The following is a 23,027-nucleotide window of genomic DNA, read 5'->3' on the forward strand; positions in this document are numbered from 1 at the left end:
TTTACAATCGAACACATGAGCGATCGGGGGGTCGGAGCGGTGGGGGATGCGCAGGTGGGGGGCGTTGCCTGGGGTGCGCGTGACCATGCTGCCGTGGGCTTGCCCGTGTCCTTCGACCTGCCCGTCGGTGGGCACCTCGACGCCCTGGCCGACCTGGCTGCGGGGGCGGCGTACCTGGAATGGCGCCGATATCAGCATGCCGCCGCCTTGCACACCGACCTCGTCGTCCCCGAGGAGGACTGCGACGAGCGGGCAGTCGATGCGTTCGCCCAGTGCGCCGCCCGCCTCGCCACCACCCTGTCGGTGTCGCAGTACGTCGCCGAACGACTCCTCGACAACGCCGTCGCCCTCCGCGACCGCCTCCCTCGGGTGGCGGAATGCCTACGCGACGGGGTGGTCTCCCCGACTTTCATTCGCACCATCGTCTCCCGCACCGAACTCATCCACGGTCGCCCGTACCAGGAGCAGGTGGACGCCGACATCGCCGCCGCCCTGCGGAAGCCGGGGTCGTGGTCGACAGCCCGAGTGCGGGATCTGTGCGATCAGATGGTCTACCGCCGCGACCCCGACGCCGTCCGCGAACGCCGAGACGACGCACTGAAGGGGCGGTGCTTCTTTACCGAGGCCGGACTCGACGGCATGGCGACGGTGGGGGCGACGATGTCCGCCGAACGCGCCGCGGTCATCGCTCGTGTCGTCGAACGCCTCGCCGCACAAGTGTGCCGGCACGACAGTCGCACGAAGACCGCGCGGGCGTCGGATGCGTTGTTCGCGTTGGTCAAGCACGCCCCGTTCGGGTGCGACTGCGCACGCCCGGAGTGCGCGTTCGCGGTGGTCGATGCGGACGAGGTCGCGGCGAACGCGGCGCGCATCGTCATTCACGTGGTCACCGACACCACCACCCTCACCGGACCCGTACCTGCAACCACCACCCCTGCCGAGGCTGCGGCAGAGCCGGCAGCGCGGGCACAGACTCGGGGCGCCGACACGACCGCGGTTGCCGCAGAGGGAGTTGCGGTCGAGGAGGTCGTGGTCGAGGAGCGTACGGGCGATGACGTTGCGGCCGAGGAGACTCCGGCCGAAGCTGTTGCCGCCGAGACGGTCTCGACCGACGAGGGCGCGGCCAACGACGGTGCAGCCGAGGAAGCGACGGATGAGGTTGCCGTCGAGGCGGCAGCGGTCGAGGCCGGTCCCGAGTCCGAGCACGCGCCGGAGCTGGTGGACGGTGTCGGCTACATCGCCGGACTGGGCATCGTCTCCGGCGCCCACGTCCGCGACCTCGCCGCCGACCCCGCCACCCTCATCCGCCCCCTCGGCGACGGCACCGACACCCCACTCCCCGCGACCCAACCGGCGGACCCCTACCGGCCGTCCGCGGCGCTGAACACCTACATCCGCGCCCGAGACCGGTACTGCACCTGGCCCGGCTGCACCCGACCCGCCTGGGACGGCGACCTCGACCACATCACCGAATACGACCACCGCAACCCCGAGCGAGGCGGGCAGACCTCCGCCTGCGGGCTCGGCGCGAAATGCCGATTCCACCACCTGCTGAAAACGTTCGGCGACTTCGTCGACGACCAGTACCCTGACCCCGAGAACCCCGGGCGGGTCATCCGCACGTTCACCATCCCCGAGGGCCGCACCGTCCTCGGCCCCGCCTACACCGGGTTCGACACCCACCCGGGCCTGGACATGATCGTCTTCGGCGACCCACCCGCGACCGGCAAGAACCACCCGCCGGCACCGGGCGAACCCGAGCCCACTCGCCCCGCCCCCCGCACCGAGCAGAAACACGCCCGCCGACGGCAGGAACGCAATCGAAACCGTTTGCGCAACAACCTGAACGGGGTCCGGCCACCCGAACCGGACGACGCACCACCCCCGTTCTGACGCGCCGCTCGGCGGCGCGTCGGAACCGGCGTCGGCTAGTGCGCGAAGTGGCGGGAGCCGGTGAGGTACATCGTGACGCCCGCATCACGCGCGGCAGCAATGACCTCGTCGTCGCGAATGGATCCACCCGGCTGCACCACCGCGGTGACGCCGGCCGCAGCGAGGATCTGGAATCCGTCGGGGAAGGGGAAGAACGCATCGGACGCTGCCACCGCACCGCGGGCGCGATCACCGGCCCGACGCACGGCGAGTTCCGCCGAGTCGACCCGGTTCACCTGCCCCATACCCACACCGACGGACGCCCCACCCGAGGCGAGGAGGATCGCATTGGACTTCACTGCTCGGCAGGCGCGCCACGCGAACTGCAGGTCGGCGAGTTGCGCCTCGTCCGCGGGCTCGCCGACCGCGAGGGTCCACCCCGACGGGTCGTCGCCGTCGGCGTCGAGGAGGTCGCGGTCCTGCACCAGCAGTCCGCCCGAGATTTGCCGGGTCTCCGGAACGGCGGCCGGTGGCTCGGCGATCAACACGCGGATGTTCTTCTTGCGCTGCAGAACCGGCAGCGCACCGTCGGCGTAGGACGGCGCAATGATCACCTCGGTGAAGATCTCGGCGACCTGCTCGGCCATCTCGACGGTGACTTCGCGGTTGGCAGCGATGACGCCGCCGTAGGCACTCACCGGGTCGCAGGCGTGCGCGTTGCGGTGCGCCTCGGCGATGGATCCGCTGTGCGAGACGGCGATGCCGCACGGGTTGGCGTGCTTGATGATCGCGACCGCGGGCGCATCGTGGTCGAACGCCGCACGCCACGCGGCGTCACCGTCGGTGTAGTTGTTGTACGACATCTCCTTGCCGTGCACCTGCTCGGCCTGCGCGATGCCGGAACCGGACGTCGCGTCCACGTACAGCGCCCCGCCCTGATGCGGGTTCTCGCCGTAACGCAGCACCGAGGCGCGCTCGTAGGTGGCGCCGGTCCACGTCGGGAACGCCTCGTCGGCGGCCGAGTACTCCGTCATCCAGGACGCGACGGCCACGTCGTACGCGGCGGTGTGCTGAAAAGCCTGCGCCGCGAGCCGGATTCGCTGCTCCAGGGTGAAGCCGCCCGTCGTCACCGCGGTGAGGACGTCATCGTACCGAGCGGGGTCGACCACCACCGCCACCGACGGATGGTTCTTCGCCGCGGCGCGCACCATCGACGGTCCGCCGATGTCGATCTGCTCGATGCACTCGTCCGCCGACGCACCCGACGCCACGGTGTCGGTGAACGGATACAGGTTCACCACGACGAGCTCGAACGCAGCGACACCCAGGTCCTCGAGCTGCGCTACGTGCTCGTCGCGACGCGTGTCGGCGAGGATGCCCGCGTGCACCCGCGGGTGCAGGGTCTTGACCCGACCGTCGAGGGTCTCGGGGAACCCGGTGAGTTCCTCGACCGGCGTCACCGGCACCCCGGCGTCGGCGATGCGCTTGGCGGTCGATCCGGTGGACACGATCTCGACGCCCGCAGCGTGCAGGCCCGCGGCCAGCTCGTCGAGGCCGCTCTTGTCGTACACGCTGACCAGAGCGCGCCGGACGGCTCTGCGGTTCACGGGGCTAGTCACTGGGAATCTGGGCCTTTCGTCCATCGATGATGACTCCGCGGGCGGCGACGGCGGCGACCACCTCGATCAGTAGACGCCGCTCGACGATCTTGATGCGCTCGTGCAGCGACGACTCGTCGTCACCCACGAACACCGGAACGGCTTCCTGGGCGAGGATGGGGCCGGTGTCGACCCCCTCGTCCACCAGGTGCACGGTGGTGCCGCTGACCCGCACCCCGGCGGCCAGCGCGTCGCGCACGGCGCACGCCCCGGGAAACGACGGCAGCAGCGCCGGATGCGTGTTCAACACGCGACCACCGAAGCGGGCCAGGAAGTGCGGACCGAGGATGCGCATGAACCCGGCGCTCACGACGTAGTCGGGATCGAACTGCGCCACGGCGGCGGTGATCGCGTGGTCCCATTCGGCGCGGTCGGCGTGATCGCACGGGCGCACCCGCGTCGCCCCGATCACGGACTCGGCGGGACACTCGCGATCCACCACGACACCGACCACGTCGGCGGGGAAATCCGGGGCCGACGCGGCCTCGACCAGCGAACGAAGCAGCGAACCGGCTCCCGACGCCAGCACCACCACCCGAGCCGCGCGGGCTCGGGGGGACGTCGCGGGCGGAGCAGACAGCGCGCTTCTCCTCGGCTTCGAACGACGGGCGGGGGCGAGGAGAAGCCTAGACGCCCTTCGTTCCCGGCTCGTCGGGGAGGTCGACCACCTCGGCATCGACGACGTCGGCAGAGACGACGTCGTCGGTCGTCGCGTCGGAGTCCACCGTGTCGGTCTCCACCGCATCGGCCTCGGTCTCGGTGGGCTCGGCGGCGTCGGCGGGTTCTCCGCTCTCCGGCTGCTCGACGGCCGGGCCGGCAGGCAGCCCGGCGATCGCGTCGCGGGGTTCCGACGCACGGTCGGCGTCGGACGCCTCGTCGGCCGGGTCGTCCCACCCGTGCACGTCGTGCCGACGCAGGAGGTACGCCGCGACGCCCGCGGCGACGACGCCCACCACGAGGCACCAGGTGAAGGCCGTGACGGCGAACAATGCGACATCCGCACCGAACCGGCCGAAGGTTCCGACGACGCCCCCGGACACCGCCGACACCGCCGCGCACCCCAGCGCCACCAGAACAGCGGCCAGAGAGGCTGCGCGGAGCGCGTCCGGGAGGGTCGCGGTCGCACGTGCGGCCGCCCGTCCGAGCACGATCGCGGCCACCGCGGGGATCACGAGCAGAACCGGCCACCAGATCTGGGCCGACGATTCCGGCAACGCCGCCAGCACGGGCACCGCGGGGAGCTCACCTCCGGTGGTCTCGAACACGCTGACCGACGCGGCACCCGCGGCCGCCGACGCCCCGCTCACGACGGACGCCGCGGCGACGACGACGTTCGGCAGATAGAGAACGGACAGCGCGGTCAGTCCGAGCGCTCCGCCGACACCGCCTCCGGCCTCCAGGACGGCACCCATGGTGGACATCGACAGCGCGAGCGACACGACCACCGTCACAGCGCCGCCCGCGACCAGAACCGCTCCGGCACGAGCCGCCGGGCCCGCGGCCGCGAGCGCCCAGGCCGGGAGATCGAGGCGGTGCACCGGCGTCGGCCACGTCCCGCGTACACATCCCAGAGCGGCGCCCAGGCCGTGGACCAGCAGGACCCACCCGACCGTGGCCAGGAAGCCGGGGGTGCTCATCGCGATCACGGTGGACGCGTCGCCGATCATCGCCAGCATCACCACCGCCATCGCGAGCGGTCCGCCGAGCGCGGCGGCGACCACCCACACCACGTCGCGGCGTGACGACGACGGCGTCACCGCACGCGCCACCTGGCGCGCCACGCCGCGGATCAGCAGTGCGGTGGGGAGAATCGGCAGCAACGACAACGTGGCGCCCGCGATGCCCAGCGGCACCTGATGGACGGCCAACCAGGTCCCCGCGAGCGCGCCGAACGTGCCCGTCAGATCGCTGCCCGCCAGGACCAGCGTCAACACCACGACCACCGACACCACGGCCAACAACACGCCCGACGGCCGGAACGCGACCCCCAGGAGCATGCGGGCATCGTCGGGCGACGGCATCAGACGGGTGCGCGCAGAGGCGTCACGATCGAGTAGCGAAGTCATCGCGGACCAGAATCCCACCGACGGCGGCCCGGGTGGTCCAGGCGCGCCGTCGGTGGTCGAGCGTCAGGGGCGGTCGCGGTCCTCGACCGGATCGAACGCCCGAGTGGAGTCCGAGGACGGGCCATCGGACGGCCCGGCCGAACCCGACTCCGGCGGGCGGGGTGCGTACCCCGGCTGGCCGTAACTCTGCGGCCGGCCGTAGCTGCCGGACGGCTGGTCGTAGCCGCCCTGCGGTTGCCCGTAGCCCTGCGGCTGCCCGTAACCACCCTGCGGCTGTCCGTAGCCCGGCGGTTGGCCGTAGCCACCCTGTGGCTGACCGTAGCCCTGCGGCTGGCCGTAGCCACCCTGCGGCTGGCCGTAGCCACCCTGTGGCTGACCGTAGCCCTGCGGCTGGCCGTAGCCACCCTGCGGCTGCCCGTAGCCCTGCGGCTGCCCGTAACCACCCTGCGGCTGCCAGTAGCCCTGCGGCTGACCGTAGCCACCCTGCGGTTGGCCGTAACCCTGCGGCTGACCGTAACCCTGCGGCTGGTACCCCTGCGACCGATCGAACGCCGACCCACCGCCGAACGGAGACTGCTTCGGCGTCCGCTTGTTCGGCAGGCTCACCACGCCGGCGTCGAGAAGCACCAGGGCCACCGACGACGCCGCCTGCACCAGGCCGAGGATCAGCACGAGGATCGCGCCGATGCCCACCCCCACCTCGATGGTGGTGAACGGCGTCTCGATCGAGCCGGCATTGAACAGCTGAAAGACCAGGGTGAACACGCCCGCCACCGACAGGCCGGCGACGACCGGCCACGGTGCGACCTGCTTGGGCAGGAGCGACAGACCCACCACGACCGCCGCGGCAAGGAACAGGGCGACCGATGTCGCATCACCGACACTGCGCTCGAAGAAGTTGCTCGACTCGCCCTCGAGCGTGAACTGGGCGGCGAGCCCGAGCACGAACGCGAGCACGCCGGTCCCGAGCACCGCGAACGAGGCGATCCGCCGCACGGACCGCAGGGCCGCGTCCTTTCTTTCGGCGGTCGACGCGTCGTCGTCCGCGCTGCTTGCGCCGTCGGTCCCGCCGTCGTGACGCTCGGATGACGACGCACCGGCGTCGCCGTGATCGGCACGGCCCGGGTCCGTGGTGGGCACCGAGGACGTCGGCACCGACGCGGTGGGCACCGACACCGTCGGCTCGGAGCCGACCGGGGGCTGCGTCGAGCCGGTCGGCTCGTCCCCCGGTCGGCGGTCCGATTCACCTGGCTGAAGACTCATCCGAGTTCGTCCTCCTGTTCGTGGGGCGGCCCCGTGATCGGGAAATGTCGTCCGCCACCCTACGGATTATTCGGAGGCGAGGTCAGGCCGCGCCGACTCGCTCGCGATCGGTCGACCGGGCTGCCTCGATCTCCCTGACCAGCGGCAACACCTTCTCGCCGAAGTACTCGATCTCCTCCTGGAAGTGCAGGAATCCGCCCAGGATCAGGTCGACACCACGGTCCCGGTAATCGACGATGCGTTCCGCGACCTGCTCGGGCGTTCCGATCAGCTGCGTCTTGAAGCCGTCGTTGTACTGCACCAGGTCCTCGAAGGACGAGTCAGCCCACATGCCCTTCTTGTCGCCGGTGGAGTTGCCGGCCTGCTGGACGGCGCCGCGGAATCCCTCCACCGCAGGGCGATTGGCCTTCTCCACGATCTCCCGGAGCACGTCGCGCGCCTCCTTCTCCGAGTCGCGCGCGATGATGAAGCCGTTCAGCCCGAACCTGACCTCTCGATCGTGCGCCCGAGCCACTTCCCGGACGTCGTCGATCTGTTCCGTGATGCCGTCGAAATCCTTGCCGTTGGAGAAGTACCAATCGGAGTACCGACCGGCGTTCTGCCGTGCGGCCGTGGAGTTTCCGCCCTGGAACAGCTCGGGGTTCGGCCGCTCGGGCGTGTTGAGCGGCTTGGGCTTGAGCGTGAAGTCGTGGATTCGGTAGAAGTCACCGCGGAAGTCCACGTCGTCCTCCGTCCAGATCTTGCGCAGGACCTGGAGGAACTCGGCGCTGCGGCGGTACCGCTCGTCGTGCTCGAGCCACGGCTCGCCGAGGTGGGTGAACTCGTCCTTGAACCAGCCGCTGACCACGTTGACCGCGAACCGCCCGCCGGACAGGTGATCCGCCGTCGCACCGAGCTTGGCCAGCACGGCCGGCTGCCACAGGCCGGGGTGAACGGCCGCAATCACTTTGAGCCGCTCGGTTGCCAACAACAGGGCGAGACTGAAGCTGGTGGACTCGTGCTGGTACTCGGCGCCGTAGCTCGCCTCGTACCGCACCTGGCTGAGGGCGTACTCGAAGCCGTTGTTCTCCGCGGTCTGCGCGAGCTTCTTGTTGTACTCGAACTCCCAGCTGGTGCGCTGTTCGATGTCGCTCGTAACCAGACCCCCGCTGACGTTGGGGACCCAGTACGCGAACTTCACGGCGTCGGCGATGTTCTCGGTGCTCATGTCTCTCGTTCTTGTCGGTGATGAAAGATGTCGTCGGTGATGAAAGTCGTTACGGGACAGACGCTCAGGAGTACCAGGTGGGTGTCGGCAGTTCGCCGGTGAGCACGTGGCGGCCCACCTCCCGGCGCTTGTAGAACACCGGATCGTGCAGCGTGTGCGTCCGCACGTTGCGCCAGAACCGGTCGAATCCGTGACTGGAGGCGGTCGCTCGCGCGCCCAGGGCCTCGAAGATGCCGGCGGTGATCTCGAGGGCGACCTCCGTCGCGCGCGCCTTGGCCGCCGCGACGCGGACCTCGTGCTCCCCGCGCTCGGCCTCCGTGACCGAGTCGGCGCGGTCGTGGAGCTGTTGCTGTTCCGCCGCAACGGCATCCGCCAGCGCCTCGACTGCCCACAGCTTGGCGGTGTAATCGCCGTAGAGGTCGACGATGTAGGGCTCGTCGAGAGCGTTGTCGACCGTCGAGTGCAACCACGCCCGCGTGGTGGTGTGGGTGTACTCGGCGGCGCTGTCGAGGGCGCCGCGCGCGATGCCCAGGTAGAAGTTGACGAAGACCAGCTGAATGATCGGCACGTTCAGCGTGTTGTAGACGCGCGGCTGGAACACCTTGTCGACGAAGCCCGCCGCCGAACTCCAGTCCGTGCGTACGTTATCGATGGTGACGCTGCCGCTCTCGGTGCGCCGCTGACCGATGTTGTCCCAGTCGTCGTGGAAGGTCAGACCCTCGGAGTTCGACGGCACGATCGCGAAGATGTGGGTGTCCGTGCCGGACAGGACGCCCTCGAGAACCGTGACGTCGGAGACGCGGCTGCCCGTGGCGAACGTCTTGGCACCGTGGTAAACGAGGGTGTCGCCCTCGTCCGCGATCTCGACGTCGTTGTCGCGCGGATTGACCGCGCCGCCGAAGAACCACCGGCTCTCTGTAGCGGCCTGCTCGACCGCGGCGATCTGCTCGGGCGTGCCCACCAGTCGGGCCGCCCAGAACCACAGCAGGTGGTAGCCGTACAGCTGGCCGATCGAGCCGTCGGCCGTCGCCACCTCGCGGATGAGGCGGTATGCCGTCTCCCAGGTCTGGCCGCCCCCGCCGAACTCCACCGGCCCCAGCACCGTGGCCAGTCCGGAATCCTTGAGCAGCGCCACCTCGGCAAGCGGTGGTTCCGTGCCGCGGTCGCGGGCGACGGCATCCTCCGCCAGGATCGTCGCCACGTCGCGTGCGCGGTCGATCCACTCCTCGGGTGTGGTCGGTGTGGTGGTCCAGTGCCCCCCGGCACCGGTCCCGCTCGGTCGGTTCTCGGTGATCGTCATGCCCGGCAGTACACCGGGAAACGGCCGCCCGGCGACAGCATTGCGATCGGGGTGATTCGTACTGTTCGCCAGAGCGCCGAAGGCCGGTCCCCCTGTGGGAAACCGGCCTTCGGGCGTCGCAGACGGTGGAGCTGCTTACTTCTTCTCGAGGATCTCCCGCGCCAGAGCGGCGGTCTCGGACGGCGTCTTGCCGACCTTGACGCCGGCCGCCTCGAGGGCGTCCTTCTTGGCCTGGGCGGTGCCCGACGAGCCGGAGACGATGGCACCGGCGTGGCCCATGGTCTTGCCCTCCGGTGCGGTGAAGCCGGCGACGTAGCCGACGACCGGCTTGGTCACGTTGGCCTTGATGTAATCGGCCGCACGCTCTTCCGCGTCGCCACCGATCTCGCCGATCATGACGATGATCTCGGTCTCGGGGTCCTTCTCGAACGCCTCGATGGCGTCGATGTGGGTGGTGCCGATGACCGGGTCGCCGCCGATGCCGATGGCGGTGGAGAAACCGAAGTCACGGAGCTCGAACATCATCTGGTAGGTCAGGGTGCCCGACTTCGAGACCAGGCCGATGGGGCCCTTGCCCGCGATGTTGGCCGGGGTGATGCCGACCAGCGCCTCGCCGGGAGTGATGATGCCGGGGCAGTTCGGCCCGATGATGCGGGTCTTCTCGCCCTTCTCCACGTTGTAGGCCCACGCGTAGGCGCTGTCCTGCACCGGGATTCCCTCGGTGATGACGACGAGCAGCGGGATCTCGGCGTCGATGGCCTCGACGATGGCGTCCTTGGAGAACGCCGGCGGCACGAACGCGATGGAGACGTCGGCGCCGGTCTTCTCCATGGCCTCGGCGACGGAGCCGAAGACGGGGAGCTCGACGTCGGAACCGTCGGCTGCCTTGTGCGACACGGTGGTTCCGGCCTTGCGGGCGTTGACGCCGCCCACGACCTGCGTACCGGCCTTGAGCATGAGGGCGGTGTGCTTGGTGCCCTCGCCGCCCGTGATGCCCTGGACGATGACCTTGTTGTTCTTGTTCAGGAAGATCGACATTGTGTGTTCAGCCCTCTACTTCGCAGCCAGCTCGGCGGCCTTGTCGGCGCCCTCGTCCATGGTCTCGGCGAGCGTCACCAGCGGGTGCGCGGCGTCGGCGAGAATCTTGCGGCCTTCCTCGACCTTGTTGCCGTCGAGGCGAACCACCAGCGGCTTGTTGGCGTCGTCGCCCAGCTTCTTCAGCGCACCGACGATGCCGTTGGCGACGGCGTCGCACGCGGTGATGCCGCCGAAGACGTTGACGAACACGCTCTTGACCTGGTCGTCGCCGAGGATGACGTCGAGACCGTTGGCCATGACCTCGGCCGAGGCGCCGCCACCGATGTCGAGGAAGTTGGCGGGCTTGACGCCGCCATGGGCCTCACCGGCGTACGCGACGACGTCGAGGGTCGACATGACCAGCCCGGCGCCGTTGCCGATGATACCGACCTGTCCGTCGAGCTTGACGTAGTTCAGGTCGTTCGCCTTGGCCTTCGCCTCGAGCGGGTCGGCCGCGTCGGCGTCCTCGAACTCGACGTGGGCCTTCTGGCGGAAGTCCGCGTTGGCGTCCAGGGTGACCTTGCCGTCGAGGGCGAGGATCTGATCGTCCGGCGTGCGCACGAGGGGGTTGACCTCGACGAGGAGGGCGTCTTCCTTGATGAAGACTTCCCACAGCTTCTGGATGGTGTTGGCGGCGGCGTCCAGCACCTCGGCGGGCAGCTTGCCGGCCTCGGCGATCTGTCGCGCGAACGCCAGATCGACACCCTTGACGGCGTCGACGGGGATGCGAGCGAGGGCGTCCGGGTTTTCCTCGGCCGTCACCTCGATCTCGACGCCACCCTCGACGGAGCACATCGCCAGGTAGGTGCGGTTGGTGCGGTCGAGCAGGAAGGAGATGTAGTACTCCTCCGCGATGTCGCTCGCCTCGGCGACGAGGAGCTTCTTGACGACGTGGCCCTTGATGTCCAGGCCCAGGATCGCCTCGGCGTTGGCTTCCGCCTCCGCGACGTCCTTCGAGTACTTGACGCCGCCGGCCTTGCCGCGGCCACCGACCTTGACCTGCGCCTTGACCATGACCGGCTTGCCGATTTCCTCGGCGATCGCGCGGGCACCGGCCACCGTGTCGGTGACACGTCCGGCCGACGTCGGAACTTCGTGCTTGGCGAAGAGTTCCTTCGCCTGGTATTCGAAGAGATCCATCAGCTCACCATCTCGTCTGCGTTGACGCCCGCTCGAGGGGTAGGAGCGGGTCCGACCAACGACAATAACGACCGGCCCGGAGGCCCGGACAACACCCCGTGTCCGTTGTGCTCCATCTCACCGACCAGCGCGAATGCTACTCGTCGGTACTAGTGAGCAGGCCGCTGAGCAGCGCCGACACGATTGCACCGACGCCCGTGATCGCGGCGCCGACCGCAGCGCCGTCCACGATCGCCGCGAGGGCGAGGCCGCCCGCTCCCACCGTCGTACCGACGGCCGCCGCCACGGCGCGAGAACGCCGCGCGCGCAGCAGGATCGCCGCCGTCGTCACCACGACGGCCGCGAACACGACGCGGCCCCACACGTCCCATCCCCACGGCCACGTCCCGATCCAGCCGCCGAGCCGTCCGTCGACCGACCGCGCCGGCAGCAGCGACCCGACGACGATCAGGACGGCCGACGTCCAGGCCACCGAGCGGACGAGCAGTGGCCGCTCGGCGGCATCGGAGTCGACCGGATCGGAGCCCCCCGCGGCGGCGAGTGCCGGCGCAGCCACGACGGCGGCGAGTACGGAGAGCCCGAGGAGCCATCCACCGAGCCCGGGCCGCACCCCGTCGACGCCGACGCCGAGCACCACCGCCTGCAGCACCACCGCCACGAGAGCGACGTGTGCCGCCAGGATCGGTGCCGATGCCGGGCGGACCGACGGGGCGAACTCCGACAGACACAGCAGCACCCCCACCGTGGCCACGACGACGCCCGACACGGCCACCGCGCCCAGCCCCGCGATGCGCGGAATCGGCCCGCTCGCGGCCAGGACCGGCAGCACGGACCCGGCCCCCGCCGCGGCCGCCGAGAGCAGGAGGAGTGAGCCGGCGACCAGGCGCGGGCGTTCGGTGCTCGTCGCGGCCGCTCGGCTGCCCGTCGACGCTCCCCCGCCGCGTCGGTGCGATTCGGCCGAGCGGCGGTGCGATCCGGGCGAGCCGCGGCGAGGAGGAGCGCCGCCCCGACGAGCCCGAGCCAGGTCCCCGGTCCGACGTCGATGCGATCGCCGGCCGTGGCGGCCGCCGGGACACGCGGGACGACGACGAGGAGCACCGACAGCGCGACGCCCACCAGCGCTCCACGGGTGACGTCCCGTCGTGGCGACGTGGCCGCCAGGGCGACGACCACGAGCACCGCGAGCGCGGCGAGGACGTACCCCAGGGCGAGCGAGAGCGGCGCACCCAGAACGGACGGCGCCAGGAAGACGGAGTCGGTGCTGACATTGGCCGGCGACACCACGGCCGCGGCCGCACCCGCCGCACCGAGAAGGACGAGCACCCCGCGCCGGGGTGCGTCGTCGACCGCGACGGACGGACGACGGGCCAGGGCGACCGCGGCCAGAACGCCGGCCACCACGTACGCGGCGTGGCCGGCGAGGAGCGCCACCGAACCGAACGTCGGGGACGGCGCCGCGGCCGCCGTCGGCCGGTAGAGGTCCAGTCGGTCCGCGTCGAGGGCTCGGGCGAACAGTTGCAGATCGGTCACGGCGAGGCCGAGAGCGACGGCTCCGACGGCGGCCGTCGCGGCGAGGCCGAGATCGGGCCTTGACCGACGGCTCCCGAGCACCAGCGCGACCACCAGCGCCTGACCGACGACGATCGCAACGGTCGAGCCGATCACCGGCCCGGCGAGGACGGGTGACGCGACGCCGACGACGGACGCGGCGGTCACCGCGACGGCGCCGACCAGGACGAGGGCGGCGGACCACGGTTCGAGCGGCTTCGTCACGATCGACGACGGTATCGGTGACCCGATCGCTTCGGTCGTTCTCTCGAGTTACGCCAGGTAGCCTTGTGAGCCACCTCACATATTCCGGCGGGACAGCGGATCGGCTTGCGCAGCCTGCGACCGTTTCGTTACCGTCGCCGAGGCTCACATCACGAGCAGGTCACGGCTTACCGCCGCGACATTCCACGGGTTCACGATCAGGAGGACGGCAGCTCTTGCAGCACCACCGCACTCCGTTCACACCCAGCCGCTTCGTCGGCGACAACGCCTCCGGCGTCACGAGCGTTCCCGATCTCTCCCCCGTCGACACCTCCAGTCCGTGGGACCGCGATCACGAAGGCGACGACTACGACGCCACGACCCCCGCCTGGTCCGCGGCCACCCGGCTCGACGACGCACCGCGTCGCCGCCGGTCCGTCCCCGCCACCCAGTTCCTCGTGGCGGCCACCGACCCCGACACCGTCGACGAGGTCGCCCCGCGTCGTACCGGCGCCCACCGCATTCCCGCTCCGCCGACCGCCCTCAAGGGCCGGGTCGCCGTCGTGGCCGTCGCCGCCGGCGCCGTGGTCTCCGCCGGGCAGGCCGCCGTGGCCGGGAACCAGCCCGCCGAGCGCAGCGACGTCTCCGAGTACGCCCTCGCCGCCGGTCAGGCTCCGGCCGCCGCAGCCGGGGTGGTCGACGCCGGCGCTCCTGCGATCCTCGACACCGCAGCGCCCACGTCGGACAGCCTGCCCACCGCCACGTCGACCGGAGCGCCCATCTCGGCGCCGTCGAAGTCCGCGGCACCGCAGATCCTCAACGTCGCCGCACCCGTGGATCTGAGCCAGTTCGATCAGCTTCTGGCCAAGGGGCAGCGTTTCCTGGCCGAGCGCGAGGCGCGCGAGGCCGCCGCCCGGCGCCCGCTCTTCGCTCTCCCGGCCCTCGGTACCTACACGTCCGGCTTCGGCGCCCGCTGGGGCACCCTGCACGCCGGCGTGGACATCGCCAACGCCATCGGTACCCCCGTCTACGCGGTGGCCGACGGCACCGTGATCGATTCCGGCCCGGCGGCGGGCTTCGGACTGTGGATTCGCCTGCAGCACGCCGACGGCACCATCACCGTCTACGGCCACATCGACTCGTCCGAGGTCCAGGTGGGTCAGACGGTCATGGCGGGCGACGAGATCGCGAAGATGGGCAACCGCGGCCAGTCCACCGGCCCGCACCTGCACTTCGAGGTGCACCTGCCGGGCGAGAACAAGATCGACCCGCTCCCCTGGCTGGCCACCCGCGGCATCAGCCTGGGCCCGGCCGGCGACTGATCGCCGGCCCGCTCCCCTCGTCTACAGCTTGACCATCGGCACGCCGCCGATCAGCATCATCTTCACCCGACCGGCCGTGCCGAAGTCGATGAGCACCATCGCCCGCTGACCGGTTCCCTCGGATTCCACCACCGTGCCCAACCCGTACTTGTCGTGGCTCACGCGATCGCCGACGGCCAACGACAGCACGGTGTTCGACGCGCGCGCCTTGCCGAAGCCGGGAGTCGGCGTCGAGGACGGCGACGAACCACCCGACCAGCCCCCGCGGGGATCGGCCGTCCAGTCGCGCTGACGGCCAGAGCCGAAACCGCCGCGCATTCCACCACCACCGACGCCGGGATCCTCCCGCTTCCAGTCGATCAGGTGCTGCGGAACCTCTTGCAGGAAGCGTGATTCCGGGTTCTGGATGGGCTGCCCCCACGCCGACCGCATGATCGCGCGAGTCAGGTACAGCCGATGGCGAGCGCGGGTGATGCCCACGTAGGCCAATCGGCGTTCCTCCGACAGCTCGGCCGGGTCGCCGAGCGCGCGCATGTGCGGGAACTGGCCGTCCTCCCACCCGGTGACGAAGACGACGGGGAACTCGAGCCCCTTGGCCGTGTGCAGCGTCATGAGGGTGACCACGCCGTCCCCGTTGTCGGGGATCTGGTCGGTGTCCGCCACCAGCGACACCCGCTCGAGGAACGCCGCCAAGGACCCCGGCTCGGCCTCACCCTCGGTGTCGCGGTCGGAGTCCGTCTCGGCGTCCAGGTCCTCGAGACCCTCGGCGTTGCGCGCGTCCGCGCTGAATTCCCGCGCAACGGAGACGAGTTCGTTGAGGTTGTCGAGCCGCGCCCCGTCCTGCGGATCGGAGCTGGCCTCGAGCTCCGCCCGGTAGCGCGTGCGATCCAACACGGCTTCGACCACGTCGCCGATGTCGGCGACGTCGTTGCCGTCGGCGTCGACCTGGTTCATGGTCGACCGCAGTTCCTCGATCATCTCGACGAACGAGCCGATGGCGTTCTGAGCGCGGGTGCCCAGCAACGAGACCTGTCCCGCCGCCGCGTCGAGCAACGCCTGGTTGAAGCTGATGTTCTTCCGCTCGGCGTGCACGGCGACGCAGGCCTCGGCTCGATCACCGATACCGCGACGCGGGGTGTTGAGGATGCGGCGCATGCTCACGGTGTCGTCCGGATTGGCGAGCACCCGCAGGTAGGCCACGATGTCGCGGACCTCCTTGCGCTCGTAGAACCGCACCCCGCCGACCACCTTGTACGGCAAGCCGAGCCGCACGAAGATCTCTTCGAGCGCACGCGAGTTGTTGTTGGTCCGGTAGAAGACGGCGACGTCGGAGTACTTGAGGTCGGTGCCGTCGACCAGACGGTCGATCTCCGATGCGACGAACCGCGCCTCGTCGTGCTCGTTGTCGGCGACGTACCCGACGATCTGCTCGCCCTCGCCGGTGTCGGTCCACAGCCGCTTCTCGCGCCGACCGGTGTTGCGCGCGATGACCGCGTTGGCCGCGGACAGGATGGTCTGGGTGGAGCGATAGTTCTGCTCGAGCAGGATGGTCCGGGCGTCCGGGTAGTCGCGCTCGAACTCCTCGATGTTGCGGATGGTGGCGCCGCGGAACGCGTAGATCGACTGGTCCGCGTCACCGACCACGCAGAGCTCGCTCGGCGGCACACCCTCGCTCGACTCGCCGTCCGTTCCCACCAGTTCCCGCACCAACATGTACTGCGCGTGGTTGGTGTCCTGGTACTCGTCGACCAGGACGTGCCGGAACCGCCGGCGGTAGTACTCCGCCACGTCCGGATGCGTCTGCAGCAGCGCGACGGTCTCGCCGATCAGATCGTCGAAGTCGAACGCGTTGGCCGCCCGGAGCCGCTGTTGGTAATGCGTGTAGACCTTCGCCACGATCGCGGGCAGCTCCGCCGTGTCCTGCTGGGCGTCCGCGACGGCGCGATCCGGATCGATCAACTCGTTCTTGAGGTTGGAGATCTGCGTGGCCAGCAGACGGGCCGAGGTCTTCTTCGGGTCCAGCTCGAGATCCTTGCCGATCATCGTGAGCAGGCGACGCGAATCGTCGGCGTCGTAGATGGAGAAGTTGCTGTTGACGCCGGGAAGCAGCGCCGCCTGCGCACGCAGGATGCGCACACAGCTCGAGTGGAAGGTGCTCACCCACATGTAGTGCGCGCGCGGACCCACCAGCTGCGCCACCCGCTCGCGCATCTCCGCGGCGGCCTTGTTGGTGAACGTGATGGCCAGGACCTGACCGGGAGCGACGTCCCGCTCCCCCAGCAGATAGGCGATGCGCCGTGTGAGCACCGCCGTCTTGCCCGACCCGGCGCCGGCCACGATGAGCAGCGGCGACCCGGTGTGCACCACCGCCTCGCGCTGCTGCGGATTGAGGCCCTCGAGAAGGTGCTCGGAGGACGGGGCCGACCGGTGGGTGCGCGCAGGAGACGTCGTGTTCATCGTGCGTCCAGGCTACCGCCGCCCACCGACACCCCGATCCCGCCCGTGCGAGGGGCATACTGGTCGAGGCTCGGTAACGGAGTCACCGAGACGCGCGACACACGTCGTGACAGGAGGAATCGACATGAGTACTTCGCACACCACCCACGACACCGGCGTCGACGTTCCCACCACCGAGGCCGAGATCACCGAGCTGCGCAAGGAGATCGACCGCCTCGACGCGGAGATCCTCGCCGCCGTCAAGCGCCGGTCGGAGGTTTCCCAGATCATCGGACGCACCCGCATGGCGCAGGGCGGACCCCGCCTGGTCCACACCCGCGAGATGGCCGTGCTGCAGCGCTTCAGCGACCTCGGCCAGGAGGGCCACACCCTCGCGATGCTGCTGTTGCGCCTCGGCCGAGGTCGCCTGGGCTGAGCGCCCGGCGCTGCCTAGGGCAGCGCAATGTATTTGGTCTCCAGGTATTCCTCGATGCCCTCGCTGCCGCCCTCCCGGCCGAAGCCGGAGGCCTTGATGCCGCCGAACGGCGCGGCCGCGTCGGAGATGACGCCGCGGTTGACGCCCACCATGCCGGTCTCGACCGCCTCCGCCACCCGCAGCGCACGGTCGAGGCTTTCGGTGTAGATGTACGACGCCAGGCCGAACTCGGTGTCGTTGGCCGCGGCGATGCCGTCGTCCTCGGTCTCGAAGCCCTGTACCGCGAGGACGGGTCCGAAGACCTCCTCGGCGAGGATGCGCGCGTCGCCCGGAACGTCGGTGATCACGGTGGCCGGATAGAACCAGCCCGGGCCGTCGGGGACGGACCCGCCGAGCGCGACCGTCGCCCCCTTCGACGCCGCGTCGTCGACCAGCTCCGCGACCGTGTCGCGCTGGTCGGAGTTGATCAGCGGGCCGAGCTTGGTGTCCGGATCGCTGCCGCGCCCCAGCGTCATCGCCTTCATCTTCTCGGTGACCTTCGCGACGAACTCCTCGCGCACCGAGTTCTGGACGTGGAAGCGGTTGGCGGCCGTGCAGGCCTCGCCGCCGTTGCGCATCTTCGCCAGCATCGCGCCCTCGACGGCCGCGTCCAGATCGGCGTCGTCGAACACCACGAACGGCGCGTTCCCGCCGAGTTCCATCGACGTCCGCAGCAGGTTCGCCGACGACTTCTCCACCAGCATCCGGCCCACCTCGGTGGATCCGGTGAACGTCAGCTTCCGCAGCCGCGGGTCCTCGAGCAGCGGCCCGGTGACCGCCGAGGACTTCGACGTGGGCAGGACCGACAGCACGCCGGTGGGCAGACCCGCGTCCTGGATCAGCTTCGCCAGATAGAGCATGGTGAGCGGGGTCTCGGAGGCGGGCTTGACCAGAATCGTGCAGCCGGCGGCGAGAGCGGGACCGATCTTGCGCGTGCCCATCGCCAGCGGGAAGTTCCACGGCGTGATCGCGAGCACCGGGCCGACGGGCTGCTTGGTCACCAGGATGCGACCGTTCCCGGCGGGCGCCGGGGTGTACCGCCCCGCGATCCGGACGGCCTCCTCGGAGAACCACCGGAAGAACTCGCCGCCGTACTTCACCTCGGCCTTGCTCTCGGCCAACGCCTTGCCCATCTCGAGCGTCATCAGAAGAGCGATGTCCTCCGCGTGCGCCGAGATGGACTCGAAGACGGCACGCAGGATCTCGCCGCGCTCGCGAGCGGGCGTCGCGGCCCACCCCTTCTGCGCGGCGACCGCGGCGTCGAGCGCCCGAGCGGCATCGGCGGGACTCGCGTCGGCCACCGAGGTGAGCACCTCGCCCGTCGACGGGTCGCGCACCTCGAACGTCGCACCGTTCTCGGCGTCGACCTGCTCGCCCCCCACCCACAGCCTGGTCGGCACCGACGCGATCAACTCGCGCTCCCGCCGGCTCTGCTCCTCGGTCACCTCGGCCGTTGCTGACACACCGTCTCCTCACGTCGTGCAGGTGGGCACCGCGTTCGCACACCACCCTCGTCCCGCAGTCATACCCCGACCGCTCGCGGCGAACACGATTAGGGTCGAGTCATGAGCGCCGACACCCCCACCGATGCCGTCCGGGCCCGACTCGCCGACCACCACACCGCGCTGGCCGACCGCCATCTCCGGGACCTCTTCGCGGACGATCCCACGCGCGGCACCGACCTCACCGTCACCGTGGGCGATCTCTTCGTCGACTACAGCAAGCATCGCGTCGACCGCGAAACCCTTTCTGCCCTGGTCGATCTCGCGCGGGCCGCCGACGTGCCCGGTCGTCGCGACGCCATGTTCGCCGGTGAGCACATCAACGTCTCCGAGGACCGCGCGGTCCTGCACACCGCGCTGCGGCTGCCGCGCGAGGCGACCCTCGAGGTGGACGGCCAGGACGTCGTCGCCGACGTCCACGAGGTGCTGGACCGGATGAGCGACTTCGCCGATCGAGTGCGCCGCGGCGAGTGGACCGGCGCGACGGGCGAGCGCATCCGCACCGTGGTCAACATCGGCATCGGTGGGTCGGACCTCGGTCCCGTGATGGTCTACGCCGCGCTGCGCCACTACGTCGACGCGGGCATCACCGCACGCTTCGTCTCCAACATCGACCCGGCCGATCTCGTCGGCACCCTCGCCGATCTCGACCCGGCGACGACGCTGTTCGTCGTCGCCTCCAAGACGTTCGGCACCCTCGAGACGCTCACCAACGCGACGGCGGCGCGGCGGTGGCTGACCGACGCGCTCGGTGACGACGCCGTGGCGCAGCACTTCGTCGCCGTGTCCACCAACGCCGAGAAGGTCGGGAACTTCGGCATCGACACCGCGAACATGTTCGGCTTCTGGGATTGGGTCGGCGGGCGCTACTCCGTGGACTCCGCGATCGGGCTGTCGGTGATGATCGCCGTGGGACCCGACCGGTTCCGGGAGTTCCTGGACGGCTTTCACCGCGTCGACACGCACTTCCGCGAGGCCCCGCTCGAGGAGAACGCGCCGCTGATCCTGGGCATGCTCGGCGTCTGGTACTCCGAATTCTTCGGCGCGCAGTCGCGGGCGGTGCTGCCGTATTCCGACGACCTCGCCCGCTTCCCCGCCTACCTCCAGCAGCTCACCATGGAGTCCAACGGCAAGTCCGTGCGGCTCGACGGGTCCCCGGTGGTCGGCGACACCGGCGAGATCTTCTGGGGCGAGCCCGGCACCAACGGCCAGCACGCGTTCTACCAACTGCTGCACCAGGGCACCCGGCTGGTTCCCACCGATTTCCTCGGATTCGCCGAACCCACCGACGACCTCCCGACGGCCGACGGCACCGGAAGCATGCACGACCTGTTGATGAGCAACTTCTTCGCGCAGACGAAGGTGCTCGCGTTCGGGAAGACGGCGGAGGAGATCGCCGCCGAGGGCACCCCGGCCGAGCTGGTGCCGCACAAGGTGATGCCCGGCAACCGGCCGTCGACGTCGATCCTCGCGCCGCGCCTCACGCCGTCCGTGGTCGGCCAGCTCATCGCGCTGTACGAGCACCAGGTGTTCGTCGAGGGCGTGATCTTCGGGATCGACTCGTTCGACCAGTGGGGCGTCGAGCTGGGCAAGACGCAGGCGCAGGAACTCACGCCCGTCCTGACCGACGAGGCGGGGCCGGGCGACGATCTCGATTCCTCGACCGCGTCGCTGGTCCGGTGGTACCGGGCGGCCCGCGGGCGCTGAACGAGACGAGACCGCGCCGGTCCGTCGGGTCGGGGGTCTGACGGACCGGCACGGTCTCGCTCACCATGTCGTCACGGCGTGGCCCCGCGTTACACCCGGCGGCGAACTCGTCGGAAACCGTTCGTGAACAGTCACGTTGGATGGCGGTCGGCGGTACGGTCGTGTCATGAACGTGACCGTCGAACGCCGTGGCCCGGTGGTCACGGTCATCCTGGATCGTCCCGATGCCCGGAACGCCGTCGACGGGCCCACCGCGGCGGAACTGGTCGCCGCGTTCGAGGACTTCGACGCCGACCCCACCGCCGCCGTCGCCGTCCTCCACGGTGCGGGTGGCACCTTCTGCGCGGGCGCCGATCTCAAGGCGCTGGGGACCGACCGATCGAATGTCGCCACCGAGCACGGTGACGGACCGATGGGACCGACCCGGATGGAGCTGTCCAAGCCGGTGATCGCCGCGGTCGCCGGCCACGCCGTCGCCGGCGGTCTGGAACTGGCGCTGTGGTGCGACCTGCGGGTGGTCGAGGAGGACGCCGTCTTCGGGGTCTACTGCCGTCGGTGGGGGGTGCCGCTGATCGATGGCGGCACGGTCCGGCTCCCGCGGCTCATCGGCGAGTCGCGCGCGATGGACATGATCCTCACGGGCCGCTCGGTGGACGCCGCCGAGGCATTGTCGTTCGGGCTGGCCAACCGCGTGGTCCCGACGGGCACCGCGCGCGCCGCGGCCGAGGAACTCGCGGAGCAGCTCGCCGCCCTCCCCCAGACGTGCCTGCGTCGTGACCGCTTGTCGGTGCTCGAGCAGAACGGACTGAGCACCGCCGACGCGATCGTCGCCGAGTTCCGGCACGGGGCGATCTCGCTGGCCGACGCCGCCGCCGGCGTGCAGCGATTCACCGCCGGGGCCGGTCGGCACGGAGCGCCCGCCGAGTGACCCGACTGTCCGTCGTCGACGAGATTTTCCTGCGCACCCACCGCGGATACGGCATACCCGTTGCCATGCAGGGCATCTGGGTGTTCGACGAGCCCATCGACCGTGCGGCGCTCGACCGGGCCGACCTCGAGCTCGGCCAGGGCGCGCTCGGAGTGCGCATCGTGCGCCCCCGGATTCCCGGCGCGCGGCGGCGCTGGGTGCGCGCGACCGACCCGGCCGGGGTGACGTGGAGCGACCCGATCACCGACGTCGCGGCCTGGGCGGACCACTGCGCCGACGTGCCGCTCGACCCGGAGTTCGGTCCGGGGTGGCGACTGTCGGCCGCGCCCCACGGCACCGGGACGGCGGTGTCCGTGGTCTGCTCCCACGTGGTCGCCGACGCCCGCGGTCTTATCGCGGCCGCCACGGCGGCCGTCTCCGACGCCCGTCCCGAGCCGAGCCACCTGGTCGACGACGAGCACTCCGACGAGACCGGAGCCGCTGATCTCCGGGACGCCGCGACCGTGCTCGGGCGGGTGATCGGGCGGACCGCCGCGGCGTCGGCATCGTTGGGGGTCGATCCCGACCGCCGTGCTGACCTGCGCCGATACCTGGCCGCGTCGCGCAGCACCCCTGGCGCCGCCGGTCGGAGTGTCCCCCGCACGCCGCCGGTGGGCTGGGCGCCCGTCTCCGTCGTCGCGGACGTGCCGGCGGCCGATTTCGAGGCGCGGGCACAGGGCGACGGCGGCACCCCCAACGTGCTGTTCCTCTCGATCGTCGCCGGGGTGGTGGACCTGCTGCGGCGCGGACACGGTGCGCCCGTCACGCTCGGGGTGCCGATGCGGGTCGAGGCCGGCGGCGCCAACGCCCTGTCCGTCACCGCCGTCCGCGCGGCGCCGGACACCCCGCTGCCGGACGTGCGCGCTGCGGCCCGCACGGCCTACCGGCACCCGCTGACGGCCCCCGCCGGATTTCCCGACGAGTTGCTCCACGTCGTCCCCGATCGGTGGGCCGCGGCGTTGGCGCCGTCCACCGGTCGTCGGGATGCGTTGTGCTCGAACATCGGCGACCTCCCGGACGCGGTGCGGCACATCGGTGGGATCACCGCCCAGCGGGTGGCCACTCGGGCGATCCACCCGGGGCTGCGCTGGGACCAGGCCGCAGCGTCGCCGACGGTGCTCTCCGCATACGTCAGCCGATGCGCGGGTACGTACACGGTGTCGGTGGTGGTCACCGACCCCACGGCGGCACACACCTCGGCCGCCGTACGCGAGGCCGTCACCGCTGCCGCCGCGCGGCACCAGTTGACGCCACGGTTCTGGTGAGCGGACCGTCCGCTCACT

The 23,027-nt window shown here is 70.5% G+C and carries 18 protein-coding genes; 6 read left to right on the forward strand and 12 right to left on the reverse strand.

Annotation, left to right across the window (positions count from 1 at the left end; all coding sequences use genetic code 11):
- The first annotated feature begins 15 nt into the window (after positions 1-15).
- Entirely contained in the window at positions 16-1,893 is a 1,878-nt protein-coding gene (locus BMZ18_RS15220; RefSeq protein WP_074922278.1) for a DUF222 domain-containing protein, read from the forward strand.
- Positions 1,894-1,928: 35 nt separating this feature from the next.
- Here BMZ18_RS15220 and purH read toward each other — a convergent pair whose 3' ends face one another.
- The 10 genes from purH to BMZ18_RS19450 form a co-directional block, all read right to left on the reverse strand.
- Complete coding sequence (gene purH, locus BMZ18_RS15225; protein ID WP_068360567.1) at positions 1,929-3,515, reverse strand: bifunctional phosphoribosylaminoimidazolecarboxamide formyltransferase/IMP cyclohydrolase; 1,587 nt, start codon at positions 3,513-3,515, stop codon at positions 1,929-1,931.
- On the reverse strand, positions 3,484-4,059 hold the full coding sequence (gene purN / locus BMZ18_RS15230) for a phosphoribosylglycinamide formyltransferase (protein ID WP_371828509.1): 576 nt from the start codon (positions 4,057-4,059) through the stop codon (positions 3,484-3,486). The genes purH and purN overlap by 32 nt, the downstream gene beginning before the upstream one ends.
- A gap of 97 nt (positions 4,060-4,156) precedes the next feature.
- Positions 4,157-5,596, reverse strand: coding sequence for a cell division protein PerM (locus BMZ18_RS15235; RefSeq protein ID WP_139203990.1), 1,440 nt, complete (start codon positions 5,594-5,596; stop codon positions 4,157-4,159).
- A 63-nt stretch (positions 5,597-5,659) separates the two neighbouring features.
- Positions 5,660-6,859 carry a DUF5336 domain-containing protein gene (locus BMZ18_RS15240; protein WP_211267459.1) on the reverse strand — a complete coding sequence of 400 codons (1,200 nt, stop codon included), beginning with the start codon at positions 6,857-6,859 and terminating at the stop codon, positions 5,660-5,662.
- An 82-nt stretch (positions 6,860-6,941) separates the two neighbouring features.
- Positions 6,942-8,066 carry a dimethylsulfone monooxygenase SfnG gene (sfnG, locus tag BMZ18_RS15245; protein WP_068360558.1) on the reverse strand — a complete coding sequence of 375 codons (1,125 nt, stop codon included), beginning with the start codon at positions 8,064-8,066 and terminating at the stop codon, positions 6,942-6,944.
- A gap of 64 nt (positions 8,067-8,130) precedes the next feature.
- Positions 8,131-9,366: an acyl-CoA dehydrogenase family protein gene (locus BMZ18_RS15250; RefSeq protein WP_068360554.1), complete on the reverse strand. Its 1,236-nt coding sequence runs from the start codon at positions 9,364-9,366 to the stop codon at positions 8,131-8,133.
- Positions 9,367-9,501: 135 nt separating this feature from the next.
- Positions 9,502-10,404, reverse strand: a complete 903-nt coding sequence (gene sucD / locus BMZ18_RS15255; protein ID WP_068102750.1) for a succinate--CoA ligase subunit alpha — start codon at positions 10,402-10,404, stop codon at positions 9,502-9,504.
- 15 nt (positions 10,405-10,419) lie between these two features.
- Positions 10,420-11,583, reverse strand: a complete 1,164-nt coding sequence (sucC, locus tag BMZ18_RS15260; RefSeq protein WP_068360551.1) for an ADP-forming succinate--CoA ligase subunit beta — start codon at positions 11,581-11,583, stop codon at positions 10,420-10,422.
- 136 nt (positions 11,584-11,719) lie between these two features.
- Complete coding sequence (locus BMZ18_RS19175; RefSeq protein WP_068360546.1) at positions 11,720-12,055, reverse strand: hypothetical protein; 336 nt, start codon at positions 12,053-12,055, stop codon at positions 11,720-11,722.
- On the reverse strand, positions 12,031-13,356 hold the full coding sequence (locus BMZ18_RS19450; RefSeq protein ID WP_068360543.1) for a hypothetical protein: 1,326 nt from the start codon (positions 13,354-13,356) through the stop codon (positions 12,031-12,033). Before BMZ18_RS19450 ends, BMZ18_RS19175 begins: the two co-directional genes overlap by 25 nt.
- 215 nt (positions 13,357-13,571) lie before the next feature.
- Here BMZ18_RS19450 and BMZ18_RS15275 point away from each other — a divergent pair, with 215 nt between their 5' ends.
- Positions 13,572-14,657: a M23 family metallopeptidase gene (locus BMZ18_RS15275; protein WP_068360540.1), complete on the forward strand. Its 1,086-nt coding sequence runs from the start codon at positions 13,572-13,574 to the stop codon at positions 14,655-14,657.
- 21 nt (positions 14,658-14,678) lie between these two features.
- On the opposite strand, the gene pcrA is transcribed toward BMZ18_RS15275, so the two are convergent.
- Positions 14,679-17,114: a DNA helicase PcrA gene (pcrA, locus tag BMZ18_RS15280; protein ID WP_068360537.1), complete on the reverse strand. Its 2,436-nt coding sequence runs from the start codon at positions 17,112-17,114 to the stop codon at positions 14,679-14,681.
- A gap of 124 nt (positions 17,115-17,238) precedes the next feature.
- Between pcrA and BMZ18_RS15285 the strand changes: the two genes are divergently transcribed.
- A complete protein-coding gene (locus tag BMZ18_RS15285; RefSeq protein WP_068102759.1) occupies positions 17,239-17,529 on the forward strand; it encodes a chorismate mutase in 291 nt (96 codons plus the stop codon).
- A 14-nt stretch (positions 17,530-17,543) separates the two neighbouring features.
- Here the strand turns inward: BMZ18_RS15285 and BMZ18_RS15290 are convergent, their stop codons facing one another.
- Positions 17,544-19,031: an NAD-dependent succinate-semialdehyde dehydrogenase gene (locus BMZ18_RS15290; protein ID WP_244516558.1), complete on the reverse strand. Its 1,488-nt coding sequence runs from the start codon at positions 19,029-19,031 to the stop codon at positions 17,544-17,546.
- 102 nt (positions 19,032-19,133) lie between these two features.
- Here BMZ18_RS15290 and pgi point away from each other — a divergent pair, with 102 nt between their 5' ends.
- From pgi to BMZ18_RS15305, 3 genes are all read left to right on the forward strand, one after another.
- Positions 19,134-20,777, forward strand: coding sequence for a glucose-6-phosphate isomerase (gene pgi, locus BMZ18_RS15295; protein WP_068360532.1), 1,644 nt, complete (start codon positions 19,134-19,136; stop codon positions 20,775-20,777).
- 166 nt (positions 20,778-20,943) lie between these two features.
- Positions 20,944-21,705, forward strand: coding sequence for a crotonase/enoyl-CoA hydratase family protein (locus tag BMZ18_RS15300; protein ID WP_068360529.1), 762 nt, complete (start codon positions 20,944-20,946; stop codon positions 21,703-21,705).
- Complete coding sequence (locus BMZ18_RS15305; RefSeq protein WP_082894869.1) at positions 21,702-23,009, forward strand: serine/threonine-protein kinase; 1,308 nt, start codon at positions 21,702-21,704, stop codon at positions 23,007-23,009. The genes BMZ18_RS15300 and BMZ18_RS15305 overlap by 4 nt, the downstream gene beginning before the upstream one ends.
- Positions 23,010-23,027 lie beyond the last annotated feature (18 nt).

Source organism: Rhodococcoides kroppenstedtii (assembly GCF_900111805.1).
GTDB lineage: Bacteria > Actinomycetota > Actinomycetes > Mycobacteriales > Mycobacteriaceae > Rhodococcoides > Rhodococcoides kroppenstedtii.

Coding starts and splice junctions, on each gene's coding strand:
- BMZ18_RS15220 (WP_074922278.1), top strand. CDS start 16: ATGAGCGATCGGGGGGTCGGAGCGGTGGGGGATGCGCAGGTGGGGGGC.
- purH (WP_068360567.1), bottom strand. CDS start 3,515: ATGGACGAAAGGCCCAGATTCCCAGTGACTAGCCCCGTGAACCGCAGA.
- BMZ18_RS15235 (WP_139203990.1), bottom strand. CDS start 5,596: ATGACTTCGCTACTCGATCGTGACGCCTCTGCGCGCACCCGTCTGATG.
- BMZ18_RS15240 (WP_211267459.1), bottom strand. CDS start 6,859: ATGAGTCTTCAGCCAGGTGAATCGGACCGCCGACCGGGGGACGAGCCG.
- sfnG (WP_068360558.1), bottom strand. CDS start 8,066: ATGAGCACCGAGAACATCGCCGACGCCGTGAAGTTCGCGTACTGGGTC.
- BMZ18_RS15250 (WP_068360554.1), bottom strand. CDS start 9,366: ATGACGATCACCGAGAACCGACCGAGCGGGACCGGTGCCGGGGGGCAC.
- sucD (WP_068102750.1), bottom strand. CDS start 10,404: ATGTCGATCTTCCTGAACAAGAACAACAAGGTCATCGTCCAGGGCATC.
- sucC (WP_068360551.1), bottom strand. CDS start 11,583: ATGGATCTCTTCGAATACCAGGCGAAGGAACTCTTCGCCAAGCACGAA.
- pcrA (WP_068360537.1), bottom strand. CDS start 17,114: ATGAACACGACGTCTCCTGCGCGCACCCACCGGTCGGCCCCGTCCTCC.
- BMZ18_RS15285 (WP_068102759.1), top strand. CDS start 17,239: ATGAGTACTTCGCACACCACCCACGACACCGGCGTCGACGTTCCCACC.
- pgi (WP_068360532.1), top strand. CDS start 19,134: ATGAGCGCCGACACCCCCACCGATGCCGTCCGGGCCCGACTCGCCGAC.
- BMZ18_RS15300 (WP_068360529.1), top strand. CDS start 20,944: ATGAACGTGACCGTCGAACGCCGTGGCCCGGTGGTCACGGTCATCCTG.